The organism is Moorena sp. SIO4G3, assembly GCF_010692305.1.
GTDB classification, from domain to species: domain Bacteria; phylum Cyanobacteriota; class Cyanobacteriia; order Cyanobacteriales; family Coleofasciculaceae; genus Moorena; species Moorena producens_A.
The window spans coordinates 1-17,799 of sequence record NZ_JAAHIG010000174.1 but is presented as its reverse complement, the minus strand read 5'-3'; the positions used below and the strand labels follow the sequence as shown (position 1 = coordinate 17,799).

Sequence of the window (17,799 nt, the reverse complement as noted above, 5' to 3'; positions counted from 1 at the left end):
TCTCAACACTTAACTATAGCGTTTAACTATAGCGTTGCTATTACAGTTTTTGCTTAGAGAGCACACCCGCACCAAAGGCTCCTACTGCTAGCAGACTTAGCACCGACATCGGTTCAGGAACAGTAGTGCTAATAACAAACGACATCGGTTCAAAAACATTAATGCTAGAAAAACCTGCTGCTCCATAGATCCTATTAATACCCGCGAAGGCGACATTTTGACTAAAAGTACCTGCTCCTGTGGTTGGATCGATGGTGATCTGTTGTCCATCAGCTGTGTAACCGAACAACGTTCCATTTTCAAAGAATAAGCCAAATATATCCCTAAAGCCGATACTACCAATTTCACTAGCTGTACCGTCATTAGCGATAGAGAACAAAATGTCAGAGCTGCCATCAACAGAGAGTGATGTGGCAAAAAATTGATTATTTACAGAATCGAATGCTATGTCGCCACTGCTGTTGAAGTTAGGAATTTTGGCCACTAATGATGCAGCCCCACTAGAGGTATCAATAGTATAAAAACTATCATCTCCAGCGCCGTAAAGGACTTTATCATCATCATCAGAAAACCCTAAAGCATTTATAAACGCAAAAAGGTAGCCAATTAGGGAGGATAAGCCTGTGCTTTTATCAATACTATACAAAGCGCTGGGAGTGACACCAAATAGCTCACCACTATTGGATAAAGCTATATCAAAAAAGGGGATATCGTTGCTGTTTAATGGTGTGAATTTTCCGGTTGAGGTATCGATTTTTCCAACTTGTCCATTGGCAGTAGAGAGGAATGATGCCCCCTGGGCTGTTCCCATTGTTCCTAGGCTAAAAACCACTGCCCCAGCTATAGCTATTGGTAATTTTTTCATGATAGTTTGATGCTGCAACTCTTAGATGTAGACAGTGACCTTACTCTGAAATTTGATATCAAGTCCGTTTGATTCCCTGGTTTATAGTCGGCTTTTTTTTGCCCTTTTTCCTTGATTACTCTTGTTTTAGACAATACTGATGCTACCGGACTTGAGATCAGTCAGATACTCCCAAGTAAGATCGGGAAACCTACAAAAGAGAAAATTATTTACCTTTTGCTGATGTTTATATTCATTAAATTTAACTAGATTTTTCTCTCTCGGAAACTAGGAATCGGTATGATTCACAAAATCCTTATTTTATTGAGTTATAAATTTTGCTTATACTAAGTATTAACTATTGATAAATTGTTGCTAAACTTTAAGACTTAACTATAGCGCTTACTTAGAGGATATCTGAAAAGTTTTTTGATACTGAATTTTGCCCCCCTAGCCCCCCAAATTTGGGGGAAGAGTCAATTTGCTTCTAAAAGTCCCCCAATTTTGGGGGATTTAGGGGGCTTGGATGTAGCAAATGATACTTCTCAGACAACCTCTTAGAAAGTAAGCCCTGATGTTGATTAAAGTTAGCCTTGTGATCTCAAGGCTTTAAAAAATTAGCTTGAACAGCGAGCATCGTTAGTTGAGCGAAATTATATACCTTGAGCATCCAATTCGCATCAGGCGTAAGTATGAAAATTGATTAGTTAAACTTATAGTAGTTTCCGAAATCCGTAGAGGGCTTAAGTTCACACAAGCTTAATATTAGTAATGGGTAATTGGTCATTGTAATTACTGGCAACTCATTACCCATTACCCATTACCCACTCGGCGATGTGATCACGATACCAACGAGCTTGATATTAACCGAAAATTTACCGAGATGTTGAAGGGCGAAGTTCACATCGAACCAAGTTCACTAAAGGGCCAAAAACGGAAACAGGCACGACCAATGACTTTGTCTTTACCTAGAAAACCCCAAACATGGGAATCGTTGCTATTGTTGCGGTTGTCTCCCATCACAAACAAGTAATTTTCTGGGACCTGCACCAGCCCCATCTGATAACTGGGAGGTTGGGCAATGTAGTCCTCGTCTAGAGGAGTACCGTTGCGATAAACTTTGCCATCTTTGACTTGAACCGTATCACCGGATGTGCCAATCACCCGCTTGATGAAAGCTTGGTCTTTTGAGTAACCCAAAACTTGTAATTGTGGCGGTATTTCAAACACAATAATGTCACCGGCTTTTGGGGTATGGAAACGGTAAGAGATTTTTTCCACCACTAAGCGATCGCCTACTCCCAAAGTCGGGTACATGGAATCCGAGGGAATGTAGCGAGGTTCTGCTACAAATACTCGAATCAATAGAGCTAAGGCTAGTGCGATCGCAATAATCTGGAAATTTTCCTGTACTTGCTTCCAGAATGGCGTGCCACCCTTGTCCGATTGTTGACCCTGAGCATCTGCTTGCTGCTCCTGAACGGATTCAGAAGATTCACTCGGTGCTGCTAATTTCTTTTTCTGTGCATCCATACAAGATTTAAATTGACATTTAAATTGACAATACTGGGTATTTTGGCCTAGCCCTTGCCCTAAACATCTTTCCTAGTTTGGCAACTCAGCCAGGATAACACGCTTGATTGCCCTTTTGTGAATTTGCGTTAGTTTAGGAAGTGAGTACTGTTGTTGGACAATGCCCGTGCTGTTTCCACACTCTGTCCTACGTGCGAGTTTAGCGGTTTGTCTTCTGGGTTTGTTGAGTGCCTGCGCCAACACTAACCTAGGTGACGCTTTGCAGCGGTCTTTGGGAGCAGACCCCAAACTGAAGGATAACCCACCCAAAAACTTGGGTCGGCCATCTCCAAATAAGCCTCAAACTACTCCCGAGAAACAGAAGTCAGTACCGTTGCCAGAAGACTTCCCCACTGAGATTCCCCGTTATCAACAAGCAACCTTGGAACAAGTGGAACCCCTCAAAGATGCTGCTGGTCCAGGTAAGTTGACGATTTGGTCATCCCCTGACCCAATTAATTTAATTCAGAACTTTTACCAAAAGACCTTTGAGTCGGGAGGCTGGGAAGTCCTCGACCAGCCAGAGGATCAAGATGGTGGCACATTCATCGTCCGTCGTAATGACTTGGATGTTACCCTTTCCATTCCTTCTGTGGCCACTACTGGCAAATCCACCGCTGCCTCCTCATCAAAGCCCCCAGCGGTTGCTACCAACAGCAGTTTGACTACATTTGATATTCAGTACGTCCGGGATGGTAAGGATACCAAAGCTGAGAAACCACAACCATCCCAGAAACCAACACAAGCTGAAAAACCCACACAAGCTCAGAAACCCACACAAGCTCAGAAACCCACACAAGCTGAAAAACCCACACAAGCTCAGAAACCACAACCATCCCAGAAACCACAACCATCTCAGAAACCAACGCAACCCTCTGAGGTGGCGAGTAAGCCAGCTCAGGTCAGGTCAGGAAAACCAGAGAAATTTACTGACTTGGATAAAGTCCCCCGAGATTTGCGTAAGTATGTGGCAGATTTGGCAGAATTGGGAGTCTTAACTCCAGACACGGCTAATCCAAAGACCAATGCTGATAGTCAAGGTACTCAGTTTGCCCCCAATCAAACCATAAGCCGGCGTCAGTATGCCCGTTGGCTGATGGATGCCAATAATCGGATCTATGCCAATCGTCCAGGATTGCAAATCCGTTTAGCATCCAACACTACTCAACCTGCATTTCAGGATGTGCCTCGTACGGATCCTGATTTTCCCTATATTCAGGGATTAGCTGATGCTGGATTAATTTCTAGTCCCCTCAGTGGCGATTCTACCGCAGTATTGTTTCGTCCAAATGCACCCTTGACTAGGGAAAAACTGATGTTGTGGAAAGTGCCTCTCGATACTCGTAAAGCCTTGCCCAAAGCCTCTATTGAAGCAGTGAAAGAAACCTGGGGCTTCAAAGATACCGCTGAAATTGACCCGAAAGCATTGCGAGCGGTTTTAGCTGATTTCCGAAATGGCGATTTGGCAAACATTCGCCGAGTCTTTGGTTATACAATATTGTTTCAGCCTAAAAAAACAGTCACCCGTGCTGAAGCAGCAGCAGCGCTTTGGTATTTCGGTTCTCAGGGTGAAGGGCAATCTGCCAAAGAAGCACTGTTTCTTAAACCTCAAACCAGTCAGCCATCAGGGGCACCAAAAGCTACGCCATCGAATTAGGTGCATAAAATTAGGTGCATAAAAAACCTAAGCATATGCGCTACGCGCACGCTACTTGAGGTGCTATCAGCATTCAGCTATCAGCATTAAGCTATCAGTTATCAGCTATCAGTTATCAGCTATCAGCTTATGGGCTACTTGAGGTGCTACTGTTCGCGCAGCGTGCCCTTAGCGCAATCGGTGCTTTTGAATAAAATAAGCACCTCAAGTAGCGTAGCCTACGGCTGACGGCTGAATGCTCACTAAAAAACACTTTAAAACAGCTTTTATAGCGGTTTTTAGCCTAATGAGGTACATAGACTTTTTGCCCTGTTCCCTCTTCCCCTCCTGGGAGGGGTTAGGGGTGGGTTTCTCTTCCCTGTTCCCTGTTCCCTATTCCCTGTTCCCTAAAACCAGAAACTCTGTACCTCACCAATTTGAAAACCGCTAGAGTTGTGCTTAAGCACAATTACTAACAGGTATTGTGATTAGTTAGTAATTAGTGGTGATTGGTCTAGTGTGTCAATGCCAGACATGATATCAAGTCCGGTTAATCACGTCTAACATGGTTGATCCGATGCCTGTGAATTTTGAATTTTGAATTTTGAATTTTGAATTTTGAATTGCTAATTGCTTATGGTTAGTTAATTTTCAAGGTTCAATTGACTATCAACCCTGAAGGATAACTATTAAATCGGACATGATCTGAGATAATTATCTGCAATTAAGGTAACAAACTATCATGAAGACACAAATTGCCGCTACAGGATTAGTCTTTTTCTCTTTAATGTTGCCCCTCAAGGCAAATGCTGTCGAGTTGTTTAGCAAGATGTATATCTTTGGAGAAAGCCTCGTTGATCAAGGCAATCTCTTTAATGCCACCGCAGAGCAAATTCCCCCTAGTCCACCCTATTTTGAGGGACGTTTTTCCAATGGTCCCAACTCGGTGGATTATCTTGCAGGGGATTTGCAATTAAACCCCACTCTGTTTACCACTCTTGGCTCAGGTGCTATCCCTACTCAAGGCATTAATTTTGCTTTTGGTGGTTCTACTACAGGCACTGAAAACACTGTCGCTCTTACCTTTTCTGAATTAACAGGCTTACCAGGATTGAAACAGCAGATTGATGCGTTTACTCTTCCCCTGATACAAGCCGGTCAGTCAGCTGACCCAGATGCTCTGTATATAGTGTGGGCTGGTGGTAATGATTATCTACCTACCCAAGGCAGTTTTGAACCATTTACAGATACTGTCACCACCCTGGCAAATTTGTCAGATGCACTGCAAGACCTGACTAATGTTGGGGCTAAAAATATTATGGTAGTTAACTTGCCAGATTTGGGCAATACGCCCATTGCTCTGGGACTTGATGGACGTGTTCCTGGTACTACCGATGCCCTCAACACTTTGACAGAAGACCATAATTCTGGTTTGTCTGAACTACTCGATCAATTCAGTCAGACTCCTGACTCAGAGGTCAATATCATCCCGGTTGATGTTAATTCTACATTTAGGGAAATTCTGGCTCAGCCGACGGAATTTGGTTTGACCAATGTAACTAGTCCTTGTGTGAATATAGCAGCACAATTTGTATGTGAGAATCCCGAGGAGTTTTTATTCTGGGATTTACAACATCCAACCACTGGTGTTTATCGCATTATTGCGGATTTAGCCCTGTCAGCATTGAAGGATCCAAATCCAGATAATAACCATTCACACCCAGATAATAACCATTCACACCCAGCTAATGTTCCTGAACCAGCAACGGCTTTAGGTCTATTCGCCTTGGGGGCTTTAGGGATAGGCTCTAAGGGAATCAGGAAGAAGGAATAGGGAATCGGGAATTTAGAATGCGGGAATTGGGAATCGGGAATTGGGAATCGGGAGTCGGGAGTCGGGAGTCAAAAATCGGGAAAAATCCTGGTAGTGGTATACAATTCGTGACTTTAGCTCCCGAAACCTTGACCAGACCAACGCCTACATCACTACATCTTTACCAGTACCATCAAAAAATCAAAGGAGTTTTTTGCTACTATTGGGAATTGAACAAAATTAAAGCCCAAATATACCCCAAACCGGCTTTTTGACACTCCCCGCCTTGCCCATAGCGGGGATTCCTAGATCAACGAGCCGCCTTAAACCGCCGTGTTCCTATCTTTGACGCCGCCAAAAACAGGACAGTACTTAAACCAAAAACCCTCTGTACCACTCTTGACCCTAAGCCGGTTACCCTGCAAGTAATGGAGGTGTAACTATTAACCAAAAAGTTGCTCAATACTTTTCAAACTTGTCTAAACTTGCTAGAGTAGATTCATCGGAGTTTAGACACCATGAAGAAATATGTCACGCCAAAAGAGGCAGCCCAACACTACGGCGTCTCAACCTCAACTCTTAGAAGATGGGATAGAGAGGGAAGACTTGACAGTATCAGAACCCAAGGCAATCAAAGGCGGTTTTGCGTTGAAGGAGAAGCAACGCATTACAAGCCTACTCTGTGCTATGCAAGAGTCTCTACCTATTCCCAGCGGGATGACCTCGATAGGCAAGCTCAATTTTTACGGGCAAAATACCCAAACGCAGAAATTATTACAGAAATTGGGTCGGGACTCAATTTTAAACGGCGAAAGTTCCTCAAAATATTGGAACGAATATACTGCGCTGATATCTCAGCATTTGTCGTCGCCTACCCAGACAGAGCAGTTAGATTCGGTTTTCCATTGCTTGAGTGGCTATGCCAAAAAGGTGGGGTCAAACTCGTGGTTCTCAATGAACGCAAGCTATCCCCAGAACAGGAATTGGTCGAGGATATCCTGTCCATCCTCCACTGTTTCTCTGCTAGGCTTTACGGACTCAGGAAGTACCAGAAACAAGTCAACCAAGCGATACAAGAAAAAACCTCGAAACCAGACGGTCAAGTTGACACCAAACAGTGTCTTGAAGATCAGGGTGTTTCCATCTAAAGAACTTCATAAAGTATGGAAAACTTGGCTTAACGCTTATCGCTGGATCTATAACTGGTCAATAGCTGCTATCAAAAACGGCTATCAAGGCAGTGCTTACGATTTACAGAAATTAGCGAGAAGTGCTGATAGACCAGAATGGGTAAAAACACTTCCAGGTCATCAATTACAAGAAGCAGTAGCTGATGCGATCGATGCGTCAAAGCAAGGGTTGGCCAATAATGGTTTTGCTAAATTCAAGTCTTGTCGAGAAACAAGGCAGGTAATCAAATTCAAAGCGGGAAATTTCAAGAAAGGTTCTTGGTACTTGACAAAAGTAAAAGGCTTATCATTCCGTTCACCTCAGGGCTTTCCTGAGGAATGCATTTATGGAACTCAACTAGTGTGGATCAAGGGAAAATGGTATGGTGTTTTTCCTCAATACATTGATCCTACTCCCACTATTGAAGACAAGGTGATCGCTTTAGACCCAGGAATTAGGACTTTTTTGACTGGGTTTGATGGGGTCAGCTATGTCGAAATAGGGACTGGCGATATTGGTAGAATCCAAAGACTTTGTCAACGATTAGATCGATTGATGAGTCGTATTGACTTAAGCTCTGCAAAGCGTCAGAGACGAGCAATAAGGAAAGCTGCCCACCGTTTACGTCAGAAGATCCAAGACTTAATCAAAGACTGCCACAACAAGTCAGCTTCTTTTCTTGTTAAAAACTACAAGCTGATTTTTATCCCAACATTTGAGACGTCTCAGATGCTTGTAAAATCAGCCAGAAAATTAAACAAAAAAACGGCTCGTAATCTGCTCACCTGGAGTCACTACAAGTTTCGTCAACATTTGACACAAATGGCTGATCGGAATGATGTAAAAGTGGTAATAGTCAACGAATCCTACACGAGTAAGACTTGCCCAGAGTGTGGCCATATTCACGAGAGATTAGGCGGCAAGAAAAAATTCCAATGCCCAAAATGTGGTTTTTCATTGCCACGGGATTGGAATGGCGCACGAAACATAATGATTCGTGCTTTGTCGGCAACAACCACCAGATTTTCACCTGGTGCTATACAGGTCATTCCTGCTGATAAGTAGGTTTAGACAGGTTAAATGTTGCACAAAATCCAGTTTGTCTGGATAAAAGGGCTATATTGGTTTCCTATATGAAGGGAGAGCGATCGCAGAGTCTGGCCACCATGAGTGAAGCAGAACGAATAGAATATGCGATCGCCCAATTAGAACCCATGCTTCCTGGTCTAGAGGAGTATATTGAAGGTGGTCTATCCCTATGCTGGGATGAAGATAATTGGGCAAAAGGTGGACATGTTCTGTTGAGTGCTGGACAAGTAACTGGAGGAGCAACTATTAACCGAATAGCTCAGTAAACCTTATCAATCCTGTCTAAAAGTGCTACTCTAAAGTTAGACAGGATTAAAGCTATGAAGAAATATGTCACTCCAAAGGAGGCAGCCAAAAACTACGGCGTCTCAATCTCAACCCTTAGGCGATGGGATCGGGAAGGAAAACTCGACAGTATCAGAACCCAAGGAAACCAAAGACGGTTCTGTGTCGAAGGAGAAGCTCCGCAAAGTAAGCCCATTGTCTGCTATGCAAGAGTCTCTACCCATTCCCAACTCGATGACCTTGATCGACAAGCTGAATTTCTACGGTCAAAATACCCAAACGCAGAAATTGTTACAGAAGTTGGATCGGGACTCAATTTTAAACGGCGCAAATTTCTCAAAATACTGGAACGAATATACAGCGCTGATATCTCAGCATTTGTCGTTGCCTACCCAGACAGAGCCGTCAGATTTGGATTCCCATTACTTGAATGGTTATGCAAAAAAGCTGGAGTCAAGCTCGTGGTTCTCAATGAACGCAAATTGTCCCCAGAACAAGAGTTGGTCGAAGATATCCTGTCCATCCTCCACTGTTTCTCTGCTAGGCTTTACGGACTCCGGAAATACCAAAAACTTCTCAGCAAAGCGGTACAAGAAAAAACCTCGGAACAAGACTTCGAAGTTGACACCCAACAGTGTCTCGAAGATCAGGGTGTTTCCGTCTAAAGAACTCCATAAAGTTTGGAAAACTTGGCTTAATGCATATCGTTGGATCTACAACTGGTCAATAGCTACAATCAAAAACGGCTACCAAGGTAGTACCTATGATTTACAGAAATTAGCCAGGAATGCTGATAGACCCGAGTGGGTGAAAACATTACCTGGTCATCAGTTACAAGAAGCCGTAGCAGACGCAATCGACGCGGCTAAGCAGGCTTTGGCGTCGGGAGGTAAAGCTAAATTCAAGTCTTGCCGACAGACAAGTCAGGTTATTAAGTTCAAAGCCGGAGATTTTAAAAAAGGCTTCTGGTATCCAACAAAAGTCAAAGGCTTGTCTTTCCGTTCACCTCAAGGTTTTCCTGACGAGTGCATCTACGGTACCCAATTGCTTTGGATCAAAGGCAAATGGTACGGGATTTTCCCTGAATATATTGAACCTACTCCCACTTTTCAAGATCGAGTTATAGCTTTAGATCCCGGTATCAGAACGTTTTTAACTGGATTTGACGGCAGTAATTATATAGAAATAGGTAAGAGCGATATTGGTAGAATTCAAAGACTTTGTCAGCAATTAGATCGGCTGATGAGTCGTATTGACTTAAGCTCTGCAAAACGTCAGAGACGTTCGCGAAGCGTGCGCCAAAGCGCAGCAATGAGAAAAGCCGCTCATCGTTTACGCCAAAAGATTCAAGACTTGATCAAAGACACCCGCAACAAGTCGGCCTCCTTTCTCGTTAGTAACTACAAGCTGATCTTTTTACCAACATTTGAGACGTCTGAGATGGTTGTAAAGTCAGCTAGGAAGTTGAACAAGAAGACAGCTCGCAATCTGCTCACCTGGAGTCATTACAAATTCCGTCAACATTTAATACAGATGGCAGATCGCAATGATGTAAAAGTGGTCTTAGTCAATGAATCTTATACAAGCAAGACCTGCCCAGAGTGTGGGCATATTCACGAGAAACTAGGCGGTAATAAAAAATTCCAATGCCCGAAATGTAGCTTCTCTTTGCCACGGGATTGGAATGGCGCACGGAACATAATGATTCGTGCTTTGTCGGCAACAACCACCAGGTTCTTACCTGGTGCCATACAGGTCATTCCTGCTGATAAGTAGGTTTACACAGGTTAAATGTTGCACTACTGCCACATACTGCTAATCCTGAAGGGCGCATACATTTTGCGGGCGAACATACCTCCCCTTGGCACGGCTGGAAGGTGCCTTATACCAAGTTGCGGTCAAACGTACAACTTTCTCTTCCGCCAATCTCCCTATCTCCCTATCTCCCTATCTCCCCATCTCCCTATCTCCCTATCCAACCAATCTGCTCTGTTTGAATGCAACTAGGTATTAGAATCAGGCTATCGTGCCGCAATCGAGATTAACAACATTTTTTAGCAGCAACTAGCTAGCACAACTTATTTCTTCTTTCAAGCAAGCCATAACTATACCAAAGGGAACAGGGAGTAGGGAGTAGGGAGTAGGGAGTAGGGAGTAGGGAGTAGGGAAAAGGAAAAAAAAATTCTCACAATTCCTACACGGATTGGTATAGTAAAAAATATGTCAATAAAAAAAAATATTAAATTTTGTTAAAATCTCTCAATTTCATTTAACTTTAAGACAAAAAACTATAGTAATAATCGCACTCATAGTGTGGAGTATTTGGCTGAATACCCTTGGTATACAAGAGGCAATAGCATATTGTTACAATCATTGGGAGATTGCTTTAACAATGATGTTTGGCTCTATAATTGCTGGAGGAACAAGTATTGGTGGAGGAGCAGTCGCTTTTCCTGTATTTACTAAATTGCTAAATGTTTCACCTCATGATGCTAAGGTATTTTCCCTAGCAATTCAAAGTGTTGGTATGAGTGCCGCCTCAGTAGCAATTTGGGTGACAAGAATTAGGGTGGAGTGGCGGACGATCATTTGGGCTAGTATTGGAGGAGCATTTGGTATTTGGATTGGATTAGCTTTTTTTTCTCATTTTTTTCCCCCAGATATGATCAAGATGTCTTTTACCATGATGATCGCTAGTTTACCCTTTAGTTTAATCATGTCAGGAAAGAAAAGACAATACTATTTACAAGTCAATAATTGGAGTTTTATAGAACGAGTAATATTCTTTTTTACTGGGCTATTGGGAGGAATAATGAGTTCTTTAGTCGGCAATGGAATTGACATTTTAACATTTTCTGTAATGGTACTTTTATTTCGTATCAGTGAGAAAGTTGCCACTCCTACCTCGGTTGTTTTGATGGCTATCAATGCTGTAATAGGATTTACTTTACAAGTGTTTTTTATCAAAGATTTTACTGATCCGGCGCTTAGTTATTGGCTAGCTGCAGTTCCTGTAGTTGTTATCGGTGCTCCTTTAGGAGCTATGTTTTGCAGCCTATTACGTCGCCAAACTATTGTCAATATTCTTATTGGTCTAATCTTGATTGAGTTGCTCACTTCTTTACTCATAATTACCTTGAGAGTCACAATTATTTCTGTGAGCTTAATAATATTTATCTTGTTCTATTTGCTCAATTACTGGATGTATTACACTGATATTTATGCAATCAAATATCTAAAAATAGGTACAGTTAAATAATGATTCAAGTCAATAGTAATACTCCGATAATAAATAATCTTAAATTAAACAGTAATGTGGGCGAAGAACTTTTCGAGCAGTACGATACATTTGGGATATATCGTGCAGTGCAATTAGCTGCCAGGAGAACCCCTTGGTGGAATTTAGTCGTAGCAAAACTAATAGATTGGACTATCTTTATAGTAGCATTATTACCTTTACCACTTGCGCTAGTATCAAGCGTTTTTTTGGGAATTTCGGGGGGTTCAGTTTTGCTTAAATGGATGGTAGGTGTATTTTGGCTCTGGATTGGACTATTTATAATCGATCAATTTCGACTTTTGAGCCTAAACAAGAAGTTATCTATAGAACCCGCACTTAAGTGCTCAGAGCAACGAAGGTCGGTTATAGTCATAGGTGCAGGACCGATAGGTATTGCAGTGGTAAAAGAATGTATCGAGCAAGGGCTAGAGGTTCAATGCTTTGAACGGAAGGACAACATAGGTGGTGTGTTTCGGCCTAATAGAGAATTCCCTGGAGGTTGCTGGGCTACGGTACGATTGACCTCTTCGCCCTGGATAACTGCTTACTCCGACTTTCCACCAAAAAGCTCATCATCTGAACACTACACATTACAGGAATACTTAGAATATCTAGCCAACTACGTGGAGCATTTTAGATTTTGGAACCACTTGCATTTTCGACAGACAGTAACTGATGTGAAACCCAAGGAAAAGGGAGGTTGGATAGTAACCACAGTCGATCAAGTTTCAGGTGAAACAATTCCCCATCACTGCGATCGCGTGGCCATTTGTACTGGACTCAATCTTATCCCTAAACCTATCCAGTTGCCAGGTCTCGATAGCTTTACTGGAGAAGTGCGTCATTCAGCTATGTATAAAGGAGTCGAGGGTTTAAGAGGGAAACATGTTGTTATTGTTGGTGCTGGAGAGTCTGGCGTTGATATTGCCGCAGAAGTTTCCTATGTTGCTGAAAATACATACTTAAGTATTCGGAAAGGTAAGTTTATTATCCCGCGCATCAATCCTCTTACTGGCATGGCGAATGACTACGACACTAACCGCATCCGAAACGCCCCACCAATCATTTTACAAAACTGGTTGATGACCTTAAAACGTCGTCTTTGTTTTCATACTGGAGACCACACGCCAGAATCTGCTTTCCGAACCCAGCTTCTAAAAAACTCAGATGTTGGTCCGATGTCCCAAGCCGTAACCAAATCTGATGACTTCATTCACCGTGTGATAGAAGGCAAGCTCAATCTACGTAGGGACTTAGTTGGATTTGATGGAGATGAAGTAATTTTCTCTGATGGCATTCGCCATCGTGCTGATGTAGTAATCTTCGCTCATGGTTACTTCCCTTCGTTCCCATTTCTTAAGTATCCTAAAGATGTGCAAGCTCTCCATCCAGGCAATATGTATCTGAATATGTTCCATCCTGAAATAGGAGATTCTCTAGCCTTTTGTGGATTTGCACGTCCAAAAATCGGAGCTATTCCTCCTACTGGAGAGCTACAAGCTCGCTTATTTGCTCTAGTTGCAGCCGGAAAACGCTTACTGCCAGATGCAAGATTTATGGAACGAGATATCATCCAAACACGAAAAGAAAATGCCCTGAGTTTTCCAACTCAGCCGCAGCCTAATGTACTCATAAACTGGATTTCCTATATGGATAAAGTAGCAAATTTGATCGGCTCTCGCCCCAACCCCCTATACCTTTTAAAGAAACCTCGACTTTTATGGAAGTTTTGTTCTGGCCCAGTAACAGGAGCACATTATCGCTTGACTGGACCTGGTGCTTCTCAAACATCATTGGAAACGATAATGAAGCTTCCGCGAATGCATCAAATTAATGAAATAATAACTTACATTGGGCTTCATTTCTGGTTATGGCCACTCCAAATTATCAATTCTAATTCTAAGTGGCATAAGTCAAATACTATTTGGTAATGCTCTACAGTTGTATACCAAAGGGAACAGGGAGTAGGGAGTAGGGAGTAGGGAGTAGGGAGTAGGGAGTAGGGAAAAGGTAAAAAAAATTATCACAATTCCTACACGGATTGGTATAGTTTTTAGAAAAGGCAATACTTGCAAACTTGTTGATAACAAGTTTGGGGGATTCTAGGTTTTTCTTACAAATGGCAATAAAATTATTACTACCTCTGGTGGCGGCATGTTGGTTTCAAACCATCCTGATTTTGTCAGCAAAGCTCTATTACCTGCTCCGAAGCTCCCTCTATATACCGTTTTCAATTAGATCATGAAACCCAATTCTGAGTTATCATAACATCAATAGGACTTACGAATTTGCCCCCTAAATCCCCCAATTCTGGGGGACTTTGACATCATTACCCCCCAGCATTGGGGGGCTAGGGGGGCGAAATAAACTTCACCGCGTAAGTCCTGATCAAAAATCCTAGGTTTTCTTTCCTACTATTCCCGACTCCCGACTCCCGACTCCCGACTCCCGACTCCCGACTCCCTATTCCCTGTTCCCAACAATGACTAACAATTACAACCAACTGTTCAAAACCATAGAAGAGTTAGTTATGCACCATTCCCCCAGTGGTGCGGAAGGGGAAATTGACCAATTGTTACTGCATCGGTTTCAAGCTTTAGGGGTGGAAACTTGGCAGGATCGGGCGGGAAATGTCATTGCTAAAATCCCTGGTAAGGATGCTGGTGCTAGTCCCATTGCGATTACTGCTCATAAAGATGAAATCGGTGCCATTGTTAAACGGATTGGTGACGCAGGACGGGTGGAAGTGCGCCGCTTGGGGGGTTCTTTTCCTTGGGTTTATGGTGAGGGTGTGGTGGATCTGTTGGGGGATAATTATACCATTAGTGGTATTCTCTCCTTTGGCTCACGTCATGTTTCCCATGAATCTCCCCAAAAAGCGTTGCAGCATGATACTCCTCTACGTTGGGAAGATGCCTGGATTGAAACCAAATGTAGTACTACAGAATTGGCAGAGGCTGGGGTGCGTCCAGGCACTCGTATGGTGGTTGGTAAACATCGTAAGAGACCTGTGCGGCTTAAGGATTATATTGCTAGCTATACCCTGGATAATAAGGCATCCGTGGCGATTTTGCTAACGTTAGCCCAACGGTTGAAAACTCCGGCAGTTGATATCTATTTGGTGGCATCAGCAAAGGAGGAAGTAGGGGCAATTGGGGCTTTGTATTTTACCCAGAATAAATCTCTAGATGCTTTGATTGCTCTGGAAATTTGTCCGTTGTCTGCGGAGTATCCCATCGAAGATGGACCAGCACCAGTATTGCTCTCTCAAGATAATTATGGCATGTACGATGAAGGGTTAAATCGGGAATTGCGACAAGCGGCAGAACGTTGTGAGGTCCCGATTCAGTTAGCCGTTATTGATGGTTTTGGCTCTGATGCTTCCATCGCCATGAAGTTTGGTCATGTTGCTCGTGCTGCTTGCTTGAGTTTTCCTACTCAAAATACCCATGGTTATGAAATTGCTCATTTGGGTGCGATCGCAAATTGTATCGAGATTCTTGAAAGCTATAGTTCTTCAGTGATCAAGAATTAAGAATTAAGAATTAAGAATTAAGAATTAATTTTTAAAGAAGAGCGATATATCCCTATTTCAGCTTGATTTATTCTTTGAAAAGCAGCTTGGGAAAGAGCATTGCCGAAACTATCATTCAAAGGAAACAGACCTTTAACCACTGACTTACCTAAAGAATAGGCTAATTTACATAATTCACAGAGAAGCACTGTCAAAATTTCTGGCTCTCCATGAAGATAACCAATATAAAACTCTTCCTCTGAAAGTTCCGAGTAGCTTTGAATAGCTATACCTCGTAATTTTTCATTTTGTATTAATCCGAAAACTTTTCCACCAAGCAGACATTCTTTTAATAAATCAGGATTAATACTTTGACATGTAGTAATTAATTTTGTGTAAAATGTTTGTTTGTTATCTAATAAATCGTTTCTAATAATTAAAGACCAAATATCATCAAAATTTTTCAGATTTAATTGAATTAACTGGTTGGTATCTGAAGCAATAGGCTCAGCTTTATAAAGACTATAACTATCTAGTTTTTTATCTCCTCGCTGAGATATAACTTTCAACATTGTTTCATTGTCAGAATAGACACAGTAACGTAATATAGGAACATTTACTTGAGATAAATACTTATTTGTATGTGCATCTAATAATTTAGATAAACCTCGCCGTCTATAGCGACGATCTACTCTCAGCGATGCAGCGCGGTCTTGGGGGTTTCCCCCATGAGCGACTGCATCAAGACAAAGCACTTAGCCAAGCTTCCTGTTTTGACAAAATAACGATTTCTTGCATCGCCACAGGGATATCATCAAGAGTAACTACAAAAACTTTTCTGTCAGGATTGTTAATTCCTTTCTCCAACACTAAGTGCATGTAATCTTTTTGATTTTCCCAGGTATATTGGCAAAAATCCAAGATAGGTTCTACATCTGAAATTTGAGCTAGGCGAATCTGGAATTCAGTCATCTATCCTTATGCTGTGGGTGTCTTTACAGGTTCGGTGCGTTACTATTTTTTAGGATACAACGACTTTGACAACACGCCCTAGGGGGGCGGAATCATACCCAGAATCAGCAACGCCACCCGGAATCCAACGCTCCTATGGTGAGGGTAGAGGGCGAGCAAGCTACAAAATCTGGTTGCTTAGTTTTTGCGATCGCGTAGCGTGACATGCACGGGCAAAGCCCAACCCTTCGCGAACGGTCAATCCCATAGCGGCGACCTAGGAGAATTCCATTCCATTCCTCACCCCGCCTCACCCCATCCATATTCGACTTAAGACCATAACAATTGACTTAACTTTCCTATCTCTGACTAAACCCATAGGTTTTCATTTAACTGAATGGTTTTCCGCCCATCCCAACTGTAATTGAGCCATCAGGCTTATGTACTTCCACGAAACAACTATCATTATATCCTGATGAAAATATGTGCGCTCCTAACTGAATAAGCGAATCCCGAAAAGATGCTTGAAAAATTGCGTTTTTTGGAAGAACCATAGTTCTGGAATGAGGGTTAGAACTGATCACTTTACTGAGCTTTGCTAGAAAACTGGAAATACCTCCAGTAGATTCCAAATAGGCAATGAAATCATATTGAATAATCCAAAGAATACTTACAGGTTTTGAGGACTCATTAAGTTGGTCAATTTCCGCGAAAACTTTATCACTATTGCAGTACTGTCCAAAATCTACAATGTAAATGCCTGATTCCAACGCCTGAATGGTTGCCTGCTTGACAGGAACAACCATTACAATTTTATGACCTGGAGGAACCATGAACTTTTCCGGATCTTTCGGAAAAAAATCCCTTCTGATCCGATTAAAGTCTTGGCGCAAAATTCCAAAATAGGATTCTTGGTCATTGTAAAATAAAAGACCTTGGAAGTCATTGGTTTTCTCAATCATATCGAAGGCTTCAGCAACACTCACCATGATGAAACGCTCCCCAAGCCTCCTATCATTCTTATTAATAAAAAATAGGACGAACTTAAGGGATTGAAGAGTCACAGAAGGAAGCTCTATCATTCCCTCAGGAATAGTGTCCTTCTCACCAGGTTTCATCTCAACCTTGCTACTCACAACTGGTGAATACAAATTCAAAGAGCTTAATCTACGACAGATTTCCTTTCTGTCTCTATCTCTGTTATACTCGGCAATGTCAAAGATAAGTTGATTTGTATCTTTTATGCTAGACTTAGGCTTGAAAAATTGCATACTTGACTATCTCCATCAGTTCGATAACACCATTAAAAACGCGATCGCGCCACCACTAGCCATCGGGTGCAGCTCATCTTTGTAAAAAAGAAGGGAAGTGTGGGAAGTGTGGGGCCCGGACGCGGAATCATACCAAGTTGCGGTCAAACGTACAACTTTCTCTTCCGCCAATCTCCCCATCTCCCCATCTCCCCATCTCCCCATCTCCCCATCTCCCCATCTCCCCATCTCCCTATCTCCCCATCTCCCTATCTCCCCATCTCCCCATCTCCCCATCTCCCCATCTCCCCACTTCCGACTCCCAAACACCAGAACTCCCCTCACCCTCAATTCTCCATCTCGTCTGCCGTCTACAGCTTGAAAACAAAAAAACA

The 17,799-nt window shown here is 42.5% G+C and carries 19 protein-coding genes; 11 read left to right on the top strand and 8 right to left on the bottom strand.

The annotated features are described in order from the left end of the window. Nucleotides 1–40 precede the first annotated feature (40 nt). Together F6J99_RS25800 and lepB are read right to left on the bottom strand one after the other, a co-directional pair. Entirely contained in the window at nucleotides 41–865 is an 825-nt protein-coding gene (locus tag F6J99_RS25800) for a PEP-CTERM sorting domain-containing protein (RefSeq protein ID WP_293116581.1), read from the bottom strand. An 879-nt stretch (nucleotides 866–1,744) separates the two neighbouring features. Then, the gene (lepB, locus tag F6J99_RS25795; RefSeq protein WP_293116579.1) at nucleotides 1,745–2,377 is read right to left on the bottom strand and encodes a signal peptidase I; all 633 of its coding nucleotides are present in this window, start codon (nucleotides 2,375–2,377) and stop codon (nucleotides 1,745–1,747) included. Nucleotides 2,378–2,597: 220 nt separating this feature from the next. On the opposite strand from lepB, the gene F6J99_RS25790 reads away from it, so the two are divergent. From F6J99_RS25790 to F6J99_RS25780, 3 genes are all read left to right on the top strand, one after another. Beyond that, nucleotides 2,598–4,073, top strand: coding sequence for an S-layer homology domain-containing protein (locus F6J99_RS25790; protein WP_365974172.1), 1,476 nt, complete (start codon nucleotides 2,598–2,600; stop codon nucleotides 4,071–4,073). Nucleotides 4,074–4,359: 286 nt separating this feature from the next. Further along, on the top strand, nucleotides 4,360–4,503 hold the full coding sequence (locus tag F6J99_RS25785) for a hypothetical protein (protein ID WP_293116575.1): 144 nt from the start codon (nucleotides 4,360–4,362) through the stop codon (nucleotides 4,501–4,503). A gap of 291 nt (nucleotides 4,504–4,794) precedes the next feature. Next, entirely contained in the window at nucleotides 4,795–5,886 is a 1,092-nt protein-coding gene (locus tag F6J99_RS25780) for an SGNH/GDSL hydrolase family protein (RefSeq protein WP_293116573.1), read from the top strand. Between the two features lie 12 nt (nucleotides 5,887–5,898). On the opposite strand, the gene F6J99_RS25775 is transcribed toward F6J99_RS25780, so the two are convergent. Beyond that, nucleotides 5,899–6,027, bottom strand: coding sequence for a hypothetical protein (locus tag F6J99_RS25775; RefSeq protein ID WP_293116571.1), 129 nt, complete (start codon nucleotides 6,025–6,027; stop codon nucleotides 5,899–5,901). Nucleotides 6,028–6,383: 356 nt separating this feature from the next. Here F6J99_RS25775 and F6J99_RS25770 point away from each other — a divergent pair, with 356 nt between their 5' ends. The 8 genes from F6J99_RS25770 (at nucleotide 6,384) to F6J99_RS25735 (ending at nucleotide 15,224) form a co-directional block, all read left to right on the top strand. Continuing rightward, on the top strand, nucleotides 6,384–7,013 hold the full coding sequence (locus F6J99_RS25770) for an IS607 family transposase (RefSeq protein ID WP_293116569.1): 630 nt from the start codon (nucleotides 6,384–6,386) through the stop codon (nucleotides 7,011–7,013). Continuing rightward, nucleotides 7,000–8,100 carry a transposase gene (locus F6J99_RS25765; RefSeq protein WP_293116568.1) on the top strand — a complete coding sequence of 367 codons (1,101 nt, stop codon included), beginning with the start codon at nucleotides 7,000–7,002 and terminating at the stop codon, nucleotides 8,098–8,100. Before F6J99_RS25770 ends, F6J99_RS25765 begins: the two co-directional genes overlap by 14 nt. 56 nt (nucleotides 8,101–8,156) lie before the next feature. After that, nucleotides 8,157–8,390, top strand: a complete 234-nt coding sequence (locus F6J99_RS25760; RefSeq protein WP_293116566.1) for an FAD-dependent oxidoreductase — start codon at nucleotides 8,157–8,159, stop codon at nucleotides 8,388–8,390. 54 nt (nucleotides 8,391–8,444) lie between these two features. Further along, a complete protein-coding gene (locus tag F6J99_RS25755; RefSeq protein WP_293116564.1) occupies nucleotides 8,445–9,074 on the top strand; it encodes an IS607 family transposase in 630 nt (209 codons plus the stop codon). Next, nucleotides 9,061–10,185, top strand: a complete 1,125-nt coding sequence (locus F6J99_RS25750; RefSeq protein WP_293116562.1) for a transposase — start codon at nucleotides 9,061–9,063, stop codon at nucleotides 10,183–10,185. The genes F6J99_RS25755 and F6J99_RS25750 overlap by 14 nt, the downstream gene beginning before the upstream one ends. Before the next feature lie 535 nt (nucleotides 10,186–10,720). Then, nucleotides 10,721–11,668: a sulfite exporter TauE/SafE family protein gene (locus tag F6J99_RS25745; protein WP_365974167.1), complete on the top strand. Its 948-nt coding sequence runs from the start codon at nucleotides 10,721–10,723 to the stop codon at nucleotides 11,666–11,668. Beyond that, on the top strand, nucleotides 11,668–13,620 hold the full coding sequence (locus F6J99_RS25740) for an NAD(P)-binding domain-containing protein (RefSeq protein ID WP_293116560.1): 1,953 nt from the start codon (nucleotides 11,668–11,670) through the stop codon (nucleotides 13,618–13,620). Before F6J99_RS25745 ends, F6J99_RS25740 begins: the two co-directional genes overlap by 1 nt. A 551-nt stretch (nucleotides 13,621–14,171) precedes the next feature. Then, a complete protein-coding gene (locus F6J99_RS25735; RefSeq protein WP_293116558.1) occupies nucleotides 14,172–15,224 on the top strand; it encodes a M28 family peptidase in 1,053 nt (350 codons plus the stop codon). Between the two features lie 17 nt (nucleotides 15,225–15,241). On the opposite strand, the gene F6J99_RS25730 is transcribed toward F6J99_RS25735, so the two are convergent. The 5 genes from F6J99_RS25730 to F6J99_RS25710 all read right to left on the bottom strand — a co-directional run bounded on the left by F6J99_RS25730 (nucleotide 15,242) and on the right by F6J99_RS25710 (nucleotide 17,701). Further along, nucleotides 15,242–15,958, bottom strand: coding sequence for a hypothetical protein (locus F6J99_RS25730; protein ID WP_293116556.1), 717 nt, complete (start codon nucleotides 15,956–15,958; stop codon nucleotides 15,242–15,244). Next, nucleotides 15,945–16,175 carry a hypothetical protein gene (locus F6J99_RS25725; protein WP_293116555.1) on the bottom strand — a complete coding sequence of 77 codons (231 nt, stop codon included), beginning with the start codon at nucleotides 16,173–16,175 and terminating at the stop codon, nucleotides 15,945–15,947. Before F6J99_RS25725 ends, F6J99_RS25730 begins: the two co-directional genes overlap by 14 nt. Before the next feature lie 104 nt (nucleotides 16,176–16,279). Further along, nucleotides 16,280–16,477, bottom strand: coding sequence for a hypothetical protein (locus F6J99_RS25720; RefSeq protein ID WP_293116553.1), 198 nt, complete (start codon nucleotides 16,475–16,477; stop codon nucleotides 16,280–16,282). A 66-nt stretch (nucleotides 16,478–16,543) separates the two neighbouring features. Then, a complete protein-coding gene (locus tag F6J99_RS25715) occupies nucleotides 16,544–17,425 on the bottom strand; it encodes a hypothetical protein (protein ID WP_293116551.1) in 882 nt (293 codons plus the stop codon). A gap of 15 nt (nucleotides 17,426–17,440) precedes the next feature. After that, nucleotides 17,441–17,701: a hypothetical protein gene (locus tag F6J99_RS25710; protein ID WP_293116549.1), complete on the bottom strand. Its 261-nt coding sequence runs from the start codon at nucleotides 17,699–17,701 to the stop codon at nucleotides 17,441–17,443. Nucleotides 17,702–17,799: the final 98 nt, after the last annotated feature.